Origin of the sequence: Rhodovulum sp. P5 (assembly GCF_002079305.1) — a bacterium.
GTDB lineage: Bacteria > Pseudomonadota > Alphaproteobacteria > Rhodobacterales > Rhodobacteraceae > Rhodovulum.
Genome location: NZ_CP015039.1, coordinates 1,329,130 through 1,346,699, shown reverse-complemented (window position 1 = coordinate 1,346,699; position 17,570 = coordinate 1,329,130). Strand labels below are relative to the sequence as shown.

The following is a 17,570-nucleotide window of genomic DNA, read 5'->3' as shown; positions in this document are numbered from 1 at the left end:
GGCGGCAGGTCGAGTGTCATCGCGCGTATCCTTTTCCGCCGGGGCACATGGGCCGACCGCGCAGTGGTGTCAAGCCGATCAGTCGGGCGGGGGCGACCCATCCCGGCGGGACCCGGTGGCGACAGGGCGCAGGCGGCACATCGCCTTGGCGGTGGTTTCGGTCTATCCTACTCCCGTTCCGTCAAGCTGATCGAAAGACCCGCCCCATGATCCGCGCTTTCCTTGTGATGACCTGTCTTGCACTGTGCTCCCTTCCCGCTGCCGCACAGGCCCCTGCCGGGCCGCCGCCGGGGGCGAGCCTGTTTCCACCCGCCGGCCCCGCGCCCGTGGCAGGCACCGCCCCGCGCGGGTTGAGCGAGGAGGACAAGGCCGAGATTGCCCGGATCGTGCGGGCGGAGACAGAGGCCTTGCGCGCCGACCTCGCGGCCCTTCAGGACCGCCGAGATCTGCAAACGATCCTCGGCGGCATCGGCTACGGCGTGGGCCTGGTCGGCGTCGGCTTCTATGTCGCCGCCCGGCGCAGAAGGTAGATATCCATGATCCAGCCATGGGCGGCGCGGGCCTGCTCCCTCGCATCGATGATCCGGGGCCCCGTATCGGCCAGCGGGCCGGAGAACGTGATCTCGTTGTTCATCCCCAGATAAGCGCCCCACCAGATCGACAGACCGGCCGGATCCAGCGTCTGGAACGCACAGCCGCCGTCAAGCATCACGGCAACCGTGTCTACGCCTGTGGGCCAGCCGCCCTCGCGCAGACGTCGCCCGGTGGTGACCAGAAACGGCGCGCCGACCTCGTTCAGGGGAATGCGGTGCGCGGCGCAGAGCGCCTGTAGCGCCGTGATGCCGGGGACAACGGTGATATCGGGGGCAGGCGACAGCCGCCCCGCGATGCGCAGCGAACTGTCGTAAAGGGACGGGTCCCCCCAGATCAGCAGCGCGACGCTGCGGGCGCCGGGATGTGTCGCAGCGGCATCGCTCCATGCCGTCGCGATGGCGTCGTGCCAGTCCGATACGCCCGACAGGTAGTCCCCGGAAGCATCGCGAACGGGCAGGTCGAATTCCACGATGCGCGAGTCGTCCTCCAAGACGCGGGCACAGATTTCGCGCCGCAGGTCGGCCAGATCGGCCTTGTCGTCCCCTTTGCGCGGGATCAGGATCAGGTCGGTCGCACGGATCGCCGCGATCCCCTGCTGGGTCAGGTGGTCGGGATTGCCGGTGCCGATGCCGATCAGCGTCAGTTCATCCATCGCCCGCCTCCTCTGCCAGCGGTCCGTAAAGGATCAGGGCGGGCGCGGGCGACGGGCTGCCCGTCAGCATCTCTGCCAGCCCGGCAATCGTGCTTCGGGTCAGGCTTTGCGCCTGGGTCGTCACGCCCTCGGCCAAGAGCGCCGGTGTATCGGCGGGCAGGCCCCGGGCGGTCAGCGCCTCGGCCAGCGCGGGGAAGGTGCGCCGGCCCATATAGACGACTGTCGTGGCGCGCGGATCGGCCAGCGCGGCAAGGTCGATGTCCTCGGGCAACTGGCCTGTCACGTCATGGCCGGTGACGAACTGAACCCGCCGCGCGGTCAGCCGCCGGGTCAGCGGAATCCCCGCCGCCGCCGCCGCGGCACAGGCAGAGGTGACGCCGGGGATGATCTCGTACCCGATGCCCGCGGCCGAAAGCGCCGTGATCTCCTCCTCCAACCGCCCGAAAAGCCCCGCATCGCCGGATTTCAGGCGCACCACGCGGGCCCCGCGCACGGCATGATCGACCAGCAGCCGGTTGATCTCGTCCTGCTTGGGGGAGGGGCGGCCCGCGCGCTTGCCCACGGCCACCAGATCGGCCCCGGCGCGGATATGGGCAAGGATCGGGCCGGAGGACAGATCGTCGAACAGCACCGCATCGGCGTGCTTCAGCCGGTCGACGGCCTTCAGGGTCAGAAGCTCCGGATCGCCGGGGCCGGAACTGACGAAACTGACGAAGCCGGTCATGCGGGCGCCTCCGCGATCAGGTGGAAGAAGCTGCCGGTGACCGTGCCGCGGGAGGATCCGGTTTCGGGCACCGGGTTGCCGCTGGCATCGGTGACGCGGGCCAGCGGCGCGTCGGGCTGGTCGAGGATGGTGGAGTAGTGGAACTCATGCCCGTAAAGCGTCGTTCCGGCGTCCTGTCCCGGCATCGCTGCGGTCAGGTGCGCGCGGCGATAACCCAGATGCAGCCGCCGCCGCTGATAGCTGGTGACAAGGCCCAAAAGGCCCGTCATCGGGTGGCGCGTGCCATCGGCATCGATCAGCGCGCGGCCCAGCACCATGTAGCCGCCGCATTCGCCGTGGACGGGTTTCGTTTCCGCATGTCTGCACAGCCCTTCGCGGAACGTCGACGCCTGCGCGATCCGCCCGGCATGAAGTTCGGGATAGCCCCCCGGCAGCCAGACCAGATCGGCGGACGGATCGGGCGCCTGGTTGGCGAGGGGGGAAAACGGCAGGATTTCGGCCCCCGCGCGGTGCCAGCCCTCCAACAGGTGCGGGTAGCTGAAGGAAAACGCCGCGTCCCGGGCCAGCGCGATCCGCTGGGCGGGCGGTTTGGGCCACACGCCGGGGCCGTTGCGCTCAATGCCCCGCGCCGCATCGCGCAACGCATCCAGATCGGCGTGGTCGCGAAGGAACGCCCCCAACTGGCCGATGGCCTCGGTGATATCGGGGTGCTCTTCGGCCTGCACCAGCCCAAGATGGCGTTCGGGCAGTTCAAGGTCGGAGCGCCGGGGCAGGGCGGCGAAGACGGGAATGCCAAGGCGCGCCATCTCCTCGCGCACCATCATCTCGTGCCGGGCGCCGGCGACGCGGTTCAGGATCACGCCGGCCAGATCGGGTGCGTCGGGGTGATGGGCAAAGCCCAGCGCCGTCGCCGCGGCCGATTGCGCCTGTCCGCTGACATCCAGAACCAGCACGACCGGCCAGCCGAAACGCCGTGCGATCTCGGCGCTCGACCCGCGCCCCGAGACGCCCTGCGATGTTGTCCCGTCGTAAAGACCCATCGATCCTTCGGAGATGACCAGATCGGCGCCCGCGGCCTGGCCCGCAATGGCATCGATCAGCCCATCGTCCATCGCCCAGACATCGAGGTTGAAGGACGGCCGCCCCGCCGCCGCGCGGTGAAAGGCCGGGTCGATATAGTCCGGCCCGTTCTTGAAGGGTTGCACCGTCAAACCGGAATCGCGGAAGGCCCGTAACAGCCCCAGCGTCACCGTCGTCTTGCCCAGCCCCGAGGCAGGGGCCGAGATCACCAGCCCCGGCGGGTTAGTCCCCATCGCGACCTCCGCTGGCGGATTGCGGCCGGAAGCGCCGGTCGTAGTCGGGGGCGTAAAGACAGCTTTCGGTGAACCCCTCGCCCCCCAGCGCCGGGCCGACAAGGATCAGCGCCGTGCGTTCGATCTCGGCCGGGATCGCGGCCTCGATCGTGGCCAGCGTGCCACGCAGGATCTGCTGTTCCGGCCAGCTTGCGCGATAGACCACGGCAACCGGGCAATCGGGCCCATAGGCCGGCGTCAGGTCGGCCACCACGCGGGGCAGGTTGTGGATCGACAGATGCACCGCAAGCGTCGCGCCGGTGGCGGCGAAATTCGTCAGGCTCTCCCCCTCGGGCATGGATGAGGCCCGCCCGGGGGTCCGGGTCAATACCACCGATTGCGCCAGCCCCGGCAGGGTCAGTTCGGTTCCCAGTGCGGCGGCGGCGGCGGCAAAAGAGGGAACACCCGGCGTCACGCTGACGGGAATCCCTTCGGCCTTCAGCCGCCGGATCTGCTCGCCCATCGCCGACCAGACGGAGACATCGCCGGAATGCAGCCGCGCGACGTCAAGCCCCGCGTCATGGGCCGCACGGCATTCGGCGATGATCGCGTCCAGATCCAGGGGCGCGGTATTCACGATCCTCGCGTCCGGCGGGCAATGGGTCAGGATCCCCTCGGGCACCAATGAGCCCGCATACAGGCAGACGGGGCAGGCGGCGATGAGGTCGCGACCGCGCAGGGTCAGCAGGTCGGGGGCGCCGGGGCCCGCGCCGATGAAATGGACGGTCATGTCGCGTCTCCGCTTGCGATGGCGCAGGTGGCCATCCGGTCGTTTGAAATGGCGCGCGGCCCGATCAGGCACGCGGTCGGCCCGGCCGCGGCCAGCGCGGCGGCCTCTGCCACCGATCCGGTGGCGCGCATGGCCAGTACCCGGGGTGACCGGGTCTGGGTTTGCGGCGCCGACAGGGCATCGGGTCCGATGCCATGCACGGGAAGGGCCAGTCGGGCGGCCAATTGGGTCAGGCAGGGGGCATGGGCCTTGTCGGCCGGTGCGGCAAGGGCCGTCAGCCCCGCGGCGCCCCCCGCGCGGTCCAGCGCATCGACAAGGCTGTCGACGCCCGCCGCAGCGCGAAACCCGAAGCCTGCCACCCTCATCTCGTAACGCTCCATTGCACCACGGGGTAGAATGCGCGCCAGCCGCGCTTGGTGCCCAGGGGCTGTGCATGGGCCAGTTCGATCCGCAGCAGGTCACCGCCCTGTGCGGCGTGCCATCGGGCCAGAACGGTCTCCGACTCCAGCGTCACGGCATTGGCCACGATCCGTGTGCCCGGGGACAGGCGCACCCAAAGATCGGCCAGCAGAGCCTCTGACAGCCCGCCACCGATGAAGACGGCCTGTGGTGCGGACAGCCCCTCCAGCGCGGCGGGGGCGCGGCCTTCGACAACATGCAGCCGGTCGGCCCCAAGGGCGTCGGCATTGCGGCGCATCCGCTCCGCCCGCGCGGGGTCGGCCTCGATGGTCGTGGCCTGCATTGACGGATGACAGGCCAGCCATTCGATGGAGATCGAGCCCGACCCGCCGCCGATGTCCCAAAGATGCTCTCCCGGTTTCGGGGCGAGCGTGGACAGGGTCAGCGCGCGCACGGGGCGCTTGGTGATCTGCCCGTCATGCTCGAACGTCTCATCGGGCCAGCCGTTGCAGGTGGGCAGGGTGTCGCCATTGCCCGCGACCTCCAGCGCCACGCAGACCGGGTGGGCGATGTCGTCAAAGCCAAGGGTGGTGGCGTTCGTCTGCCGCACGCGCTGGCGCGGGCCGCCCAATGCCTCCATCACCCACAGCGCGCTGTCGCCGAAGCCCTTTTCGGTCAGCCAATCGGCAAGCGCCGCGACCGCGGCGCCATCGCGCAGCAGGACGAGGGCCCGTACACCCGGTGCAAGATGCGGGCGCAGGCGGGTCAGGGGCGCGGCATGCAGGCCAAGGCAGATGGTGCGCTCCAGCGGCCAGCCCAGATGCGCGGCGGCCAGCGAAAAGGTGGACGGGCCGGGCAGGGCGCGCCATTCGCCGGGGGACAGGTTGCGCGCGATCACGCCGCCCGCGCCGAACCAGAACGGATCGCCAGAGGCGAGGACCGCAACGCGCCGCCCGCGCAGCCCCACAAGGATCGGCAGCCCATCGGCAAAGGGCACGGGCCATTCGAGGCGCTCGGCCGAAAGATCGGGCAACAGCGCCAGATGCCGGGGCGGGCCCATGACGATTTCGGCCGTCTCCAGCGCCGCACGGCTTGCGGGCGACAGCCCGTCCGGGCCATCCTCGCCCAAGCCCACGATCGTCAGCCAAGGAGCCTCAGCCATGCGCCCCAACCTTCTGATCCTTGGCGGCACGACAGAGGCGACGGCGCTTGCCCATGCGGTGGCCGACCGCAGCATCGATGCGACGCTGTCCTTCGCCGGCCGGGTGGAACGCGTAAAGCGCCAGCCCGTTCCGATCCGCATCGGCGGGTTCGGTGGCGCGAAAGGCTTGACCGATTGGTTGCGGGAAAACCGCATCACCCATGTGGTCGACGCGACCCATCCCTTCGCCGCGCAGATGAGCCGGAATGCGGTTGCAGCCTGTGCCGAAGCGGATGTGCCGCTGATCGCGCTGACCCGTCCGCCTTGGCGTCCGGAACCCGGCGATAGCTGGCAAACCGTGCCCGATATCCCCGCCGCCGTTGCAGCCCTTGCCGGTCAGCCCCGGCGCGTGATGCTGGCGGTGGGGCGGATGCATCTGGAGGCCTTCGCCGCGCAGCCCCAGCATTTCTACCTTCTGCGCCTCGTCGACCCGCCGGCCAGCCCGCCGCCCTTGCCGCGCCACCACGTCCTCGTCTCGCGCGGGCCGTTCACGGTGGCCGAGGATACCGGGCTGATGCAGGCGCATGCCATCGATCTTGTCGTGTCCAAGAACGCCGGCGGCACCGGGGCGCGGGCCAAGATCGATGCCGCACGCAGCCTTGGGCTGCCGGTCCTGATGATCGACCGGCCCGCCCTGCCCGCGCGGCGGGAGGTCGGCACGCCGGAGGCGGTTCTGGACTGGCTCGCTCATTCCGGGGCGGACCTTGGGGTATAGACGATGGGCGCGCCGTCCCGTGGGATGACGCGGGTGAGCGAGGATCCGACGATGACCACGGTGCGCATGTCGGCCATCTCTGGCGTGGCCTCTGTCAGGGGGACGACGCGCAGGGTTTCTTCGGGGGTGGAAACCGCGCGGGCAAAGATCACCGGACGGTCGTCGCCGCAGGCGTCGCGCAGCACGTCCAGCGCGCGGTCAAAGCCCTCGGGCCGGGCCTTTGACCGGGGATTGTAGAAGGCCATCGCGAAATCGGCCGCCGCCGCCAGCCGCAGGCGTTTCTCGATCAACTCCCACGGCTTGAGGTTGTCGGACAGGTTGATGGCGCAGAAATCATGGCCCAAGGGCGCCCCGGCGCGGGCCGCGGCCGCCAGCATCGCGGTGATGCCGGGCAATACCCGGATGTCGAGGTCGCGCCAGTCGGCCGGGCCGGCCTCCACCGCCTCGAACACTGCCGCCGCCATGGCGAAAACGCCGGGATCGCCCGAGGACACCACGACAACCCGCCGTCTGTTTGCCGCCATCTCCAGCGCGTGACGCGCCCGGTCCAGTTCCACGCGGTTGTCGGAGGCATGGAGCGTCAGACCCTCTCGCGCGGCGACACGGGCGACATAGGGGATGTAACCCACGATATCGGTCGCCTCGGCCAGCGCCGCGGTCACCTCGGGCGTGACCAGCGCCTCGGCCCCGGGGCCGAGCCCCGCGATCGCCAGCCAGCCGGTCATGGCCGCCGCCCCTGTCCGTGCACCAGAAGGATGGAGAAATAGGGCGCCGTGGGTTCGGAGTAGTCCGCCAGCCGCGTCACCTGCTGCCCGGGCATCGCGGCGTATTCCACGATCCACGCGGCCTCGGCCTTGCCGGCCGCCGCAAGGGCCCGGCGCAGCTTCTCCAGATGGCGGCCCATCTTCATGACCACCACGGCGTCGGCCGCCCCGATGCCCTCGGCCAAGGTCTCTTCCGGCAAGGTGCCTGGCAGGACGGTCAGAACATCGTCGCCCCATGTGATCGGCGCGCCCGAGGCCGTCCAGGCCGCCGACATGCCGGTGATGCCGGGCACGACCTCGACCGGCACGACGCCCATCAGCCGGGTGTAGAGATGCATGAACGAGCCGTAGAAAAACGGGTCGCCTTCGCACAATACGACGACATCCTCGCCCGCCTCGGCCAGCGCTGTCAGCCGGGCCGTGCAATCGGCGTAGAAGGCCGACAGGGTCGCGTTATAGCGGGGGTCTTCAAAGGGAATCTCGGTCGTGACCGGATATTCCATCGGGTATTCCGCGGCGGTTTCGGGGATCAGCCCCTCCACGATGCGGCGGGCCTGACCGCAGCGGCCTTCCTTGCGGAAATAGGCGACATGGGCCGCGCGGCGCAAGATCCGGTCGGCCCGCACGCTCATCAGGTCGGGGTCGCCGGGGCCGAGGCCAAGGCCGTATACGGTGCCCTTGCTCATTCCTTGCGGCTCGCAATCGCGTTGATGGCGGCCACGGTGATCGCGCTGCCGCCAAGCCGCCCCTTGACGATGCAGCAGGGCACCGGCTTGTCGGCCCAGAGTGCGTCTTTCGACTCCGCCGCGCCGACGAAGCCCACGGGGCAGCCGATGATCGCCGCGGGCCGGGGGCAGGCGGGGTCCTCCAGCATGTTCAGCAGATGAAACAACGCGGTGGGCGCGTTGCCGATGGCCACGACCGCGCCCGCCAGATAGGGCCGCCAGAGTTCCAGCGCAGCGGCGGAGCGGGTGTTGCCCATGGCCGCGGCACTTGCCGCGATGCCATCGGCCTGCAGGGTACAGATCACCTCGTTATCGGCGGGCAGGCGGGCGCGGGTCACACCCTCCGACACCATGCGGGCATCGCAGAGGATCGGGGCACCGTCTTCCAGTGCTGTGCGCGCCGCCATCACGAAACCGGCTGAGAAATGGATATGGGCGGCAAGATCGACCATGCCCGCGGCGTGGATCATGCGCACCGCGACCTGTTCTTCGTCGGCATCGAACCGGGCTAGATCGGCCTCGGCCCGGATGATGGCGAAGGACCGGGCATAGATCGCTGCACCGTCTTTTTCATAGTCGTAGGGCATGTCTGTCGTCTCGTCTGGGGCCCGGCGCCCGGGTCTGCATCAGGCCGGGGACATCCCATGCAGCGCGCCGGGAGGCAAGGGCCAAACGCGGCGTTTCGCCCCGCTTCGGGTCGGCGCGGTGTCCGGATCCGGTGTGTGGCACGGGCGCCCGCGGGTTCAGCGCAGACCGCGCGCCGCCCGTTCGGCCCGGTGGCGCAGCAGCGCGGCGGCGCGATAGGCCCCGTGGGACAGCTTGCCGAAAGGCAGGCTCAGCGCAAGGCCCAGAACGCTGCCCAGATGCAGCGCCAGCAAAAGGCCCATTGCGGCGGCTTCCCGAAACGCCAGCAGCGCCAGCCCGGTGGCTGCGACGATGGCGAGGCAGGCCCTGAGCACGCGGTCGGCGGTTTCCATTCGGATGGCGGCCGGGGCGCGGTCGGCATTCCGGCGCCGCCATTCAAGCCCGGCCAGGCCCATCAGCATGGCCACGCCGCCCAAGGCTCCCAGAACCACCGGTGGGCTGTGAACCGGATAGGGCGCAAGCTGTCCCGCGCTGTGATGCAGGACGGCACCCGAGAGCGTTGCAAGGAAAGTGAGTGCGAAACCATAGGCGACCAGATGGTGCGACCAGCGGCGCAACGTGCCCGTCCGCCCGTTGGTATCTTCGCATCCCGCGCCCCCTGCGCCGAGGTTGCGCAGCGTCAGGACATCGCGAAAGGCCCGCAGCACCGTTTGCCGGGAATGGCGGGTCGTCGGCCCGGCCGTGGCGACCCAGAACAGCGCCACGCGCAAAAGCAGCAACCCAAGCGCTCCGCCGAAGGCTGCCGCCGCCCAGACCGTCATCGTCCGGTGGGGGACAATGGCATAGAAGGCGCCCGCGCCGCGATGGGCGGAGAACAGCACCTCTGCCGGGACGGTCAGCAGCGTTGCGATGGGGACGAGAAGCAGGCAGGCGGTGAAGGTCGCGGCGGTCAGCGCTGCGCCCGCGCGGCCCGGCAGCACGCGGCCCCGGTATTCCTCGACCCGCATATCGGCAAGGGCGGCGGGCAGATTGACCGAAAGCGCATGGGGCGGGGCGTACTGGCAGTCGTAATGGCAGGACCGGCAGTCATGGCAGAGATGGGCGAGATGGCGCAGATCGCCGAGTGTGAGCGCTTCGCGAAGCCGCGCTGCCGGGAAGACATCGCAAAGCCCGGTGCAATAGCCGCAGGTGTTGCAGATGTTGAGGGTTCGACGGGCGGTGTCGAACGGGTCACCGTCTGGCGTGGAGGGGGGCGTTTCCTGCCTTGGGAGCGTTGGCCTCGCGAACTGTGACCGGACATCCCGACCGGCGAGGTCCGCCGCATGACGCCCGGCAAGGCGGCCGAAGACCCCGCCGATGGTCAGCGCCGTGCCCGAAAGATAGCCCTCCCCCAGCACGGCCCCCGCCATGGTGGCCCCCGCTGCGAACAGGCGTGGGGCGGTGCCGCCCTCGGCCAGGCGCAGGCGCGCCGTCGTGTCGACCATCAGCCCGTAGCGGGTGAAGCTGAGGCCGGGCCGCATCGGGATGGCCGCAAAGGGGGGATGGGTCAGCGGGCTTAGCGGCACGGCGTCCGGGTTGGTGCGGGGGGGTGTCGCGGGTGGACCGCCGTTGAGGCTTGCATTGACCTCGGCCACGGTCGCGGACAGGCCCGCCGGATCGATGCCGCAAGCGCGGGCAAGATCCTCGGGCGTATCGGCGGTGATCGGTGGATAGAGCATCACCGGCAGACCGCCCAGGGCCTGTGCATCGAGGATCAGCCATCCCCGCGGGTCGGGGCGCGCGGCCAGCGCCCGGCCCCAGGCGGAATACCGGGCAGGTGTCACCGTCTCGCCCTCATCGCGGAACCGTCGGCCGATTGCATCGACCACCAGCCCCAGATGCATCCCGTCCACGCGGCTGACGATGCCGGCGTCGTCCATCGGGGCGCGGGCATCCACCGCGGCCAGATGCCCGTCCCCCGGCCGCCCCGCGGCGGCTGCGCCGTGTTCCAGCAGCCACAGAAGCGGCGTGCCCGTCTGGAACGGGGTGCCGCGATTGGCGATGCCCGCCGCCCCGGGGCCAAGGTCGCGGACAAGCCGGTCCCGGTTCGAACCATAACCGCCGGAGGCCAGCACGACCGACAGGGCCGCGATCCGCCATTCGCCCTGCGGCGTGTCGGCGATGACCGTGACCGGCCCGGTCTCAGACGGGCCGCTCCAGCCCTCCAACCGCGCCACCTGCCAGCCATGCCGGATATCGACGCCCAGCCCCGCCGCCCGCCGGTAAAGTGCGTTCGCCATCGCCTGCCCGCCGCCGCGAAAGAACATCGTGCGGCGCGACCACGGCAGGTTGCCGTCGGACCAGGGTTCGAACACGACGCCCTGTTCGGCCAGCCATGGACCCAAACCGGCGGAGCCCTCGGCCAGAACCCCGGCAAGGTCGGGCGCAGGCGTGCCCATGCGGGTCAGGTCGGCGAGGAAGTCCTGCACGGGATAACTGCCGCGCTGCCATGCGGTCTCAACGTCATTGGCCAACCGGATGTTGCGGCAGTGGCGGGCATTGCCGCCCCGCAGGTGGAAAGGTGCGGCATCCAGCAGCGTGACCACGGCCCCCGCCAGACGCGCCTCGACCGCCGCGCAGAGACCGGCAAAGCCGCCGCCGATCACGAGGACGCCGGTCTTGGTCGGGGCAGGGGGGGGATCGAGTGTCATGCAGGGCCGATGATCGCGCGCCCCTTGCGGGCGTTCCCCTTTCAAAGGGCGGTGGCCGCGGTTTTGCAAGGGTCAGCATTCCTTGTCGTATCAATATGAATGATGTTCATAAACTTCCTGACAAGGTTGAATTGGACTCTGTTTCGGCGATGGGATACGCGCGGGGAATGACCCAGAATTCCTCCCGCCCCGCCTCGCTCCCCATGTCACCTGTCGCCGATGAGATTCGTGCCGCGGCGCGCGACCGTATCCTCGTGCTCGATGGCGCGATGGGGACGCAAATTCAAAAGCTCGGCCTTGGGGAGGACGACTTCACCGGGTGCGGGGGCGGTTGCGCCTGCCACCTGCCGGGCGACAAGCCCCAGCAGGGGAACAACGACCTTCTGAACCTGACGCAGCCGCAGGTGATCGAGGATATCCACTTCCGCTACGCCATGGCCGGCGCGGATATCGTGGAGACGAACACGTTTTCCTCCACCACCATCGCGCAGGCCGATTACGGGCTGGAGGACAAGGTCTTTGCCCTGAACGAGGCCGGCGCGCGGCTGGCCCGCGCCGCGATGGATCGGGCGGAGGTCGAGGACGGACGCCGCCGCTATGTGGCAGGCGCGCTGGGGCCGACGAACCGGACGGCATCGATCAGCCCGGACGTGAACAACCCCGGTTACCGGGCGGTGACGTTTGACGATCTGCGCCGGGCTTATGCGGACCAGCTGCGCGGCCTGATCGCGGGCGGGACCGACCTGGTGCTGATCGAGACGATCTTTGACACGTTGAACGCCAAGGCCGCGATCTTTGCCTGCGAAGAGGTGTTCGCCGAACAGGGGCAGCGCCTGCCGGTGATGATCTCGGGCACGATTACCGACCTGTCGGGGCGGACGCTGTCGGGGCAGACGCCCACGGCCTTCTGGCATTCGGTGCGCCATGCAGCACCCCTGACCGTGGGGCTGAACTGCGCGCTGGGGGCCGATGCCATGCGCCCGCATCTGGCGGAACTGGCCGGCACGGCCGACACGCTGATCTGTGCCTATCCCAATGCGGGTCTGCCCAACGAGATGGGCGAATACGACCAGACGCCGGATCAGATGGCGGAGCTGATCGAGGGCTTTGCCAAGGACGGATTGCTGAACATCGTGGGGGGCTGCTGCGGTTCCACCTATGATCACATCGCCGCGGTCGCCAAGGCGGTGGAGGGACAAACGCCGCGCAGCGTGCCGGACGTGCCGCGCAGGATGCGCCTGTCGGGGCTGGAACCCTTCACGCTGACCGACGACATCCCCTTCGTGAATGTGGGGGAGCGGACGAATGTCACCGGCTCGGCCCGGTTCCGCAAGCTGATCAAGGAACAGGACTATGCCACCGCGCTGGACGTCGCCCGCGATCAGGTGGAAAACGGCGCCCAGATCATCGATGTGAACATGGACGAGGGGCTGATCGACTCCAAGCAGGCGATGATCGACTTCCTGAACCTCGTCGCGGCCGAACCCGATATCGCCCGTGTGCCGGTGATGATCGACAGTTCCAAGTGGGAGGTGATCGAGGCAGGCCTGAAATGCGTGCAGGGCAAGCCGGTGGTGAACTCGATCTCTCTGAAGGAGGGGGAGGAGAAGTTCCTTGAACAGGCGCGGCTTTGCCGGGCCTATGGCGCGGCGGTGATCGTGATGGCCTTTGACGAGACGGGACAGGCCGACACCGAGGATCGCAAGGTGGAGATCTGTTCGCGCGCCTATCGCATCCTGACGGAACAGGTTGGCTTCCCGCCCGAGGACATCATCTTCGACCCCAACGTGTTCGCCGTGGCCACGGGCATCGAGGACCACGACAACTACGGCGTCGACTTCATCGAGGCCACGCGCCGGATTACTGCCGATTGTCCCCATGTGCATATCTCGGGCGGGGTGTCGAACCTGTCCTTCAGCTTCCGCGGCAACGAACCCGTGCGCGAGGCGATGCACGCGGTGTTTCTGTATCACGCCATCAAGGCGGGCATGGATATGGGCATCGTCAATGCGGGGCAGTTGGCGGTCTATGACCAGATCGACGCGGAGTTGCGCGAAGCCTGCGAGGACGTGGTTCTGAACCGCCGCGCCGATGCGACCGAGCGGATGCTGGAGATTGCCGAGAAATACCGCGGGCAGGGCGGCGGCAAGACCCGGGAAAAGGACATGTCCTGGCGGGAATGGCCGGTGGAAAAGCGGCTGGAACATGCGCTGGTCAACGGCATCACGGAGTTCATCGCCGAGGACACCGAAGAAGCCCGGCAAGCCGCGGAACGTCCGCTGCATGTGATCGAAGGGCCGCTTATGTCGGGCATGAACGTGGTGGGCGACCTGTTCGGCGAGGGCAAGATGTTCCTGCCGCAGGTCGTGAAATCGGCCCGCGTGATGAAACAGGCCGTGGCCGTCCTGCTGCCCTATATGGAGGCCGAGAAGGAGGGCAGCCGAGAGGCCGCCGGCAAGGTGCTGATGGCCACCGTCAAGGGTGACGTGCACGACATCGGCAAGAACATCGTCGGCGTCGTTCTGGCCTGCAACAATTACGAGATCATCGATATCGGCGTGATGGTGCCGGCCGAGAAGATCCTTGAGACTGCGAAGAAGGAACAGGTGGACGTCATCGGCCTGTCGGGGCTGATCACGCCCTCGCTGGACGAGATGGTGCATATGGCGTCGGAGATGGAGCGGCAGGGCTTCGACGTGCCGCTGCTGATCGGGGGCGCCACGACCAGCCGGGTGCATACGGCGGTGAAGATCGCGCCGGAATACCGGCGGGGGCAGGCGATCTATGTGACCGATGCCAGCCGCGCGGTGGGCGTTGTCTCGTCGCTGCTCAGCGACAACCAGCGTACCGGGTATCTGGAGGGGATCCGCGAGGATTACCGCGACCTGGCCGAGAAACACGCCCGCGGGGAGTTGTCAAAGACGCGCCTGCCGCTGGTGCAGGCGCGGGCCAATGCGCTGCGGCTGGACTGGTCCGATTATCGCGCCACGGCGCCGGGCTTCCTTGGGGCGCGGTCCGTCGATGGCTGGGATCTGGCGGAGCTGCGGACGTATATCGATTGGACACCGTTCTTCCATGCATGGGAGATGAAGGGCGTCTATCCCCGCCTGCTGGACGACCCGAAAAAGGGCGAGGCCGCGCGTCAATTGTTCGACGATGCGCAGGCGATGCTGGACCGGATCGTCGCCGAGAAATGGTTCACCCCGCGCGCCGTGGTCGGTTTCTGGCCGGCGAATGCGGTGGGTGACGATATTCGGCTTTACACCGGCGAGGACCGGCAAGAGGCACTGGACACCTTCTTCACCCTGCGCCAGCAGACGGGCAAGCGGGGCGACGTGCCGAACGTGGCGCTTTCCGACTTCGTGGCACCAGAGGGGACGGTGGCGGACTATGTCGGGGGCTTCGCCGTCACGGCGGGGGCCGAGGAGATCGACATCGCCAAGCGGTTCGAGGCCGAGCATGACGACTATGGCGCGATCATGGTCAAGGCGCTGGCCGACCGGATCGCCGAGGCGATGGCCGAACGCCTGCACGAACGGGTGCGGAAGGAGTTCTGGGGCTATGCGCCAGACGAAGCCCATTCGCCCGAGGCGCTGGTCAAGGAGCCCTATGCCGGCATCCGCCCGGCGCCGGGCTATCCCGCGCAGCCGGATCATACGGAGAAGCAGACACTGTTCCGCCTGCTGGACGCCGAAAACGCGACGGGCATCACCCTGACCGACAGCATGGCGATGTGGCCGAGTGCGTCTGTCTCTGGCCTCTATATCGGGCATCCGGACAGCTATTATTTCGGGCTGGGCAAGGTAGAGGCCGATCAGGTCGCCGACTATGCCGCGCGCAAGGGCATTTCGGTGGCAGAGGCCGAACGCTGGCTGGCGCCGGTGCTGAACTATACCCCCGGCAAGGGTGGGGCGGACGCCGCGGCCTGAGGGTCGCGAACCGCCCCCCTTTCCCCCCGCGCCCCTTTGGGCTAGAGACGGCGCCGACCGGCGACCGTGAAAAGGCGTGAGACCATGAAATTCACCCTCTCCTGGCTGAAACAGCACCTGGAGACCGAGGCGAGCCTCGATGACATCCTGTATGCGCTGACCGATCTCGGGCTGGAGGTCGAGGGCGTCGAAAACCCCGCCCAGAAGCTGGAGGAATTCCGGCTTGGCAAGGTGCTGAAGGCCGAGAAGCACCCCGATGCGGACCGGCTGCGTGTCTGTCAGGTGGCAACCGCGGCGGGCGAGCAGCAGATCATCTGCGGCGCCCCCAATGCACGCGAGGGGATTACGGTGGTCGTCGCCAGCCCCGGAACCTATGTGCCTGGCATCGACACGATCATTCAGGTGGGCAAGATCCGCGGGATCGAAAGCCACGGCATGATGTGTTCGGAACGGGAGATGGAACTTTCCGACGAACATGACGGGATCATCGAACTGCCCTCGGGCGAGGTCGGCGATAGGTTCGTCGACTGGCTGGCCCAAAACGACCCGGCGAAGATCGACCCGGTGATCGAGATCGCGATCACGCCGAACCGCCCCGATGCGCTGGGCGTGCATGGTGTCGCCCGCGATCTGGCCGCGCGCGGCGTTGGCAAGCTGAAGCCGGTGGAGGTGGCGCCGGTTGCTGGCACGTTCCCGTGCACCATCGGTGTGACCATCGATGCGGAAACGCAGGAAAAGGCCTGCCCGGTCTTCTGTGGCCGTGTGATCCGCGGCGTGAAGAACGGCCCTTCGCCCGAGTGGTTGCAGAACCGCCTGCGGGCCATCGGGCTGCGGCCGATTTCCACGCTGGTCGATATCACCAACCTGTTCACCTATGACATGAACCGCCCGCTGCACGTCTTCGACGCCGACAAGGTTCAGGGCGGGTTGCGGGTGCATGCGGCCCAGGGTGGAGAGGTCTTCCACGCCCTCGATGACAAGGAATATGTCATGCAGCCGGGCATGACGGTGATTTCCGACGACACGGGCGTGGAAAGCCTTGCCGGCGTGATGGGCGGGGAAGAGACCGGATGCACCGAGGAGACGGTGAATGTCTTCCTCGAAGCCGCCTATTTCGATCCGATCCGCACCGCGATGACGGGCCGGGCGCTGAAGATCAACTCCGACGCGCGCTATCGGTTTGAGCGCGGGATCGACCCGGCATGGACGCCGGCGGGGATAGAGGCCGCGACGAAGATGATCATGGACCTGTGCGGCGGCGAACCGTCCGAGGTCGTTGTCGCGGGCGAGGTGCCGGATGTGGCCCGCGCCTACAAGCTCGATACCGACCGGGTGCAAAGCCTTGTCGGGATGGAAAACCCGGCCGAGGAACAGCGCGCGACCCTGACCGCGCTGGGTTTCCGGTTGGAGGGCGACATGGCCCATGTGCCGTCATGGCGGCCCGATGTGCTGGGAGAGGCCGATCTGGTGGAAGAGGTCGCCCGTGTGGCCTCCCTGACCAAGCTGGAAGGCAAGCGGCTGGCGCGGACCCATGTCGGCGTGCCGACGGGCATCCTGACGCCGATGCAAAAGCGCGAGGCTGCGGCGCGGCGCACCTGTGCGGCGCTGGGCTATAATGAATGCGTGACCTATTCCTTCATCGATCAGGCTTCGGCGGCCCTGTTCGGCGGGGGGGATGACGCCGCGGCGCTGGACAACCCGATTTCCAGCGAGATGAGCCATATGCGCCCCGACCTGCTGCCCGGCCTTTTGCAGGCCGCGGCGCGCAATCAGGCGCGTGGCTTCATGGACCTGTCGCTTTTCGAGGTGGGGCCGGCCTTCCACGGCGCGGAGCCCGAGGAACAGCACACCCAGGTTGCAGGGCTTCTGGTGGGGCAGGCGGCGCCGCGTGACCCCTATGGCTCTCGCCGCCCGATCGATGTCTTCGATGCCAAGGCCGATGCAGAGGCCGTGCTGGCCGCCATCGGTGCGCCCGCCAAGGCACAGATCCTGCGCGATGCGCCCGCATGGTGGCATCCCGGCCGGTCGGGGCGCGTCTGCCTTGGCCCGAAGAAGGTGCTGGCGGTGTTCGGCGAACTGCACCCCAAGGTGCTGAAGGCGATGGATGTGAAGGGCCCCGCGATGGCCTTTACCATCTATCTTGAAGAACCGCCCCTGCCGCGCAAGAAGGGCGCGACGCGCGCGGCGCTTCTGGCCAGCGATTTCCAGGCGGTGGAGCGGGACTTCGCCTTTGTGCTGGATGCCGGTGTCGAGGCGATCAATGTCGTCAACGCGGCGGCCGGGGCCGACAAGACCCTGATCGAGGATGTGCGCGTCTTTGACGAATTCATCGGCGGCAGCCTGGGCGAGGGCAAGAAGTCTCTGGCCATCACGGTGCGGATGCAGCCCGTCGACAAGACGCTGACCGAGGACGAGATCGAGGCGGTGGGCAAGAAGATCGTCGAGAAGGTGGAAAAGGCCACGGGCGGCACGTTGCGCGGCTGACCCTTGGCCGCGCCGCCGCCGGGCGG

General features: G+C 68.4%; 14 protein-coding genes. 4 read left to right on the top strand and 10 right to left on the bottom strand.

Going from position 1 to position 17,570, the window contains the following annotated elements; genetic code table 11:
• Positions 1 to 206 precede the first annotated feature (206 nt).
• Complete coding sequence (locus tag RGUI_RS06585; protein ID WP_081532316.1) at positions 207 to 530, top strand: hypothetical protein; 324 nt, start codon at positions 207 to 209, stop codon at positions 528 to 530.
• Here the strand turns inward: RGUI_RS06585 and cobF are convergent.
• The 6 genes from cobF to cbiE are packed head-to-tail and all read right to left on the bottom strand — an operon-like array spanning position 503 to position 5,613.
• Positions 503 to 1,246, bottom strand: a complete 744-nt coding sequence (gene cobF, locus RGUI_RS06580) for a precorrin-6A synthase (deacetylating) (RefSeq protein WP_081532315.1) — start codon at positions 1,244 to 1,246, stop codon at positions 503 to 505. The genes RGUI_RS06585 and cobF overlap by 28 nt on opposite strands.
• Entirely contained in the window at positions 1,239 to 1,970 is a 732-nt protein-coding gene (gene cobA, locus RGUI_RS06575; protein ID WP_081532314.1) for a uroporphyrinogen-III C-methyltransferase, read from the bottom strand. The genes cobF and cobA overlap by 8 nt, the downstream gene beginning before the upstream one ends.
• Complete coding sequence (locus tag RGUI_RS06570; protein WP_081532313.1) at positions 1,967 to 3,283, bottom strand: cobyrinate a,c-diamide synthase; 1,317 nt, start codon at positions 3,281 to 3,283, stop codon at positions 1,967 to 1,969. The genes cobA and RGUI_RS06570 overlap by 4 nt, the downstream gene beginning before the upstream one ends.
• The gene (gene cobM / locus RGUI_RS06565; RefSeq protein ID WP_081532312.1) at positions 3,273 to 4,052 is read right to left on the bottom strand and encodes a precorrin-4 C(11)-methyltransferase; all 780 of its coding nucleotides are present in this window, start codon (positions 4,050 to 4,052) and stop codon (positions 3,273 to 3,275) included. Before cobM ends, RGUI_RS06570 begins: the two co-directional genes overlap by 11 nt.
• Complete coding sequence (locus RGUI_RS06560) at positions 4,049 to 4,417, bottom strand: cobalamin biosynthesis protein (RefSeq protein ID WP_081532311.1); 369 nt, start codon at positions 4,415 to 4,417, stop codon at positions 4,049 to 4,051. Before RGUI_RS06560 ends, cobM begins: the two co-directional genes overlap by 4 nt.
• Entirely contained in the window at positions 4,414 to 5,613 is a 1,200-nt protein-coding gene (gene cbiE, locus RGUI_RS06555) for a precorrin-6y C5,15-methyltransferase (decarboxylating) subunit CbiE (protein ID WP_081532310.1), read from the bottom strand. The genes RGUI_RS06560 and cbiE overlap by 4 nt, the downstream gene beginning before the upstream one ends.
• On the opposite strand from cbiE, the gene RGUI_RS06550 reads away from it, so the two are divergent.
• Positions 5,612 to 6,367 (top strand): cobalt-precorrin-6A reductase, encoded by a 756-nt coding sequence (locus RGUI_RS06550; protein ID WP_081532309.1) that lies wholly within the window; start codon positions 5,612 to 5,614, stop codon positions 6,365 to 6,367. The genes cbiE and RGUI_RS06550 overlap by 2 nt on opposite strands.
• Here RGUI_RS06550 and cobJ read toward each other — a convergent pair.
• The 4 genes from cobJ to tcuA all read right to left on the bottom strand — a co-directional run bounded on the left by cobJ (position 6,340) and on the right by tcuA (position 11,131).
• On the bottom strand, positions 6,340 to 7,092 hold the full coding sequence (gene cobJ, locus RGUI_RS06545; RefSeq protein WP_081532308.1) for a precorrin-3B C(17)-methyltransferase: 753 nt from the start codon (positions 7,090 to 7,092) through the stop codon (positions 6,340 to 6,342). The genes RGUI_RS06550 and cobJ overlap by 28 nt on opposite strands.
• Positions 7,089 to 7,817, bottom strand: a complete 729-nt coding sequence (locus RGUI_RS06540; RefSeq protein ID WP_081532307.1) for a precorrin-2 C(20)-methyltransferase — start codon at positions 7,815 to 7,817, stop codon at positions 7,089 to 7,091. The genes cobJ and RGUI_RS06540 overlap by 4 nt, the downstream gene beginning before the upstream one ends.
• Positions 7,814 to 8,443, bottom strand: a complete 630-nt coding sequence (locus RGUI_RS06535; protein WP_081532306.1) for a precorrin-8X methylmutase — start codon at positions 8,441 to 8,443, stop codon at positions 7,814 to 7,816. The genes RGUI_RS06540 and RGUI_RS06535 overlap by 4 nt, the downstream gene beginning before the upstream one ends.
• 156 nt (positions 8,444 to 8,599) lie before the next feature.
• Positions 8,600 to 11,131, bottom strand: coding sequence for an FAD-dependent tricarballylate dehydrogenase TcuA (tcuA, locus tag RGUI_RS21845; protein WP_216640107.1), 2,532 nt, complete (start codon positions 11,129 to 11,131; stop codon positions 8,600 to 8,602).
• Positions 11,132 to 11,334: 203 nt separating this feature from the next.
• Between tcuA and metH the strand changes: the two genes are divergently transcribed.
• Both metH and pheT read left to right on the top strand, forming a co-directional pair.
• Positions 11,335 to 15,060, top strand: coding sequence for a methionine synthase (metH, locus tag RGUI_RS06525; RefSeq protein WP_253798942.1), 3,726 nt, complete (start codon positions 11,335 to 11,337; stop codon positions 15,058 to 15,060).
• 84 nt (positions 15,061 to 15,144) lie between these two features.
• Complete coding sequence (gene pheT, locus RGUI_RS06520) at positions 15,145 to 17,544, top strand: phenylalanine--tRNA ligase subunit beta (protein WP_081532305.1); 2,400 nt, start codon at positions 15,145 to 15,147, stop codon at positions 17,542 to 17,544.
• The last annotated feature ends 26 nt before the right edge of the window (positions 17,545 to 17,570 follow it).

Coding starts and splice junctions, on each gene's coding strand:
- RGUI_RS06585 (WP_081532316.1), top strand. CDS start 207: ATGATCCGCGCTTTCCTTGTGATGACCTGTCTTGCACTGTGCTCCCTT.
- cobF (WP_081532315.1), bottom strand. CDS start 1,246: ATGGATGAACTGACGCTGATCGGCATCGGCACCGGCAATCCCGACCAC.
- cobA (WP_081532314.1), bottom strand. CDS start 1,970: ATGACCGGCTTCGTCAGTTTCGTCAGTTCCGGCCCCGGCGATCCGGAG.
- RGUI_RS06570 (WP_081532313.1), bottom strand. CDS start 3,283: ATGGGGACTAACCCGCCGGGGCTGGTGATCTCGGCCCCTGCCTCGGGG.
- cobM (WP_081532312.1), bottom strand. CDS start 4,052: ATGACCGTCCATTTCATCGGCGCGGGCCCCGGCGCCCCCGACCTGCTG.
- RGUI_RS06560 (WP_081532311.1), bottom strand. CDS start 4,417: ATGAGGGTGGCAGGCTTCGGGTTTCGCGCTGCGGCGGGCGTCGACAGC.
- RGUI_RS06550 (WP_081532309.1), top strand. CDS start 5,612: ATGCGCCCCAACCTTCTGATCCTTGGCGGCACGACAGAGGCGACGGCG.
- cbiE (WP_081532310.1), bottom strand. CDS start 5,613: ATGGCTGAGGCTCCTTGGCTGACGATCGTGGGCTTGGGCGAGGATGGC.
- cobJ (WP_081532308.1), bottom strand. CDS start 7,092: ATGACCGGCTGGCTGGCGATCGCGGGGCTCGGCCCCGGGGCCGAGGCG.
- RGUI_RS06540 (WP_081532307.1), bottom strand. CDS start 7,817: ATGAGCAAGGGCACCGTATACGGCCTTGGCCTCGGCCCCGGCGACCCC.
- RGUI_RS06535 (WP_081532306.1), bottom strand. CDS start 8,443: ATGCCCTACGACTATGAAAAAGACGGTGCAGCGATCTATGCCCGGTCC.
- tcuA (WP_216640107.1), bottom strand. CDS start 11,131: ATGACACTCGATCCCCCCCCTGCCCCGACCAAGACCGGCGTCCTCGTG.
- metH (WP_253798942.1), top strand. CDS start 11,335: ATGTCACCTGTCGCCGATGAGATTCGTGCCGCGGCGCGCGACCGTATC.
- pheT (WP_081532305.1), top strand. CDS start 15,145: ATGAAATTCACCCTCTCCTGGCTGAAACAGCACCTGGAGACCGAGGCG.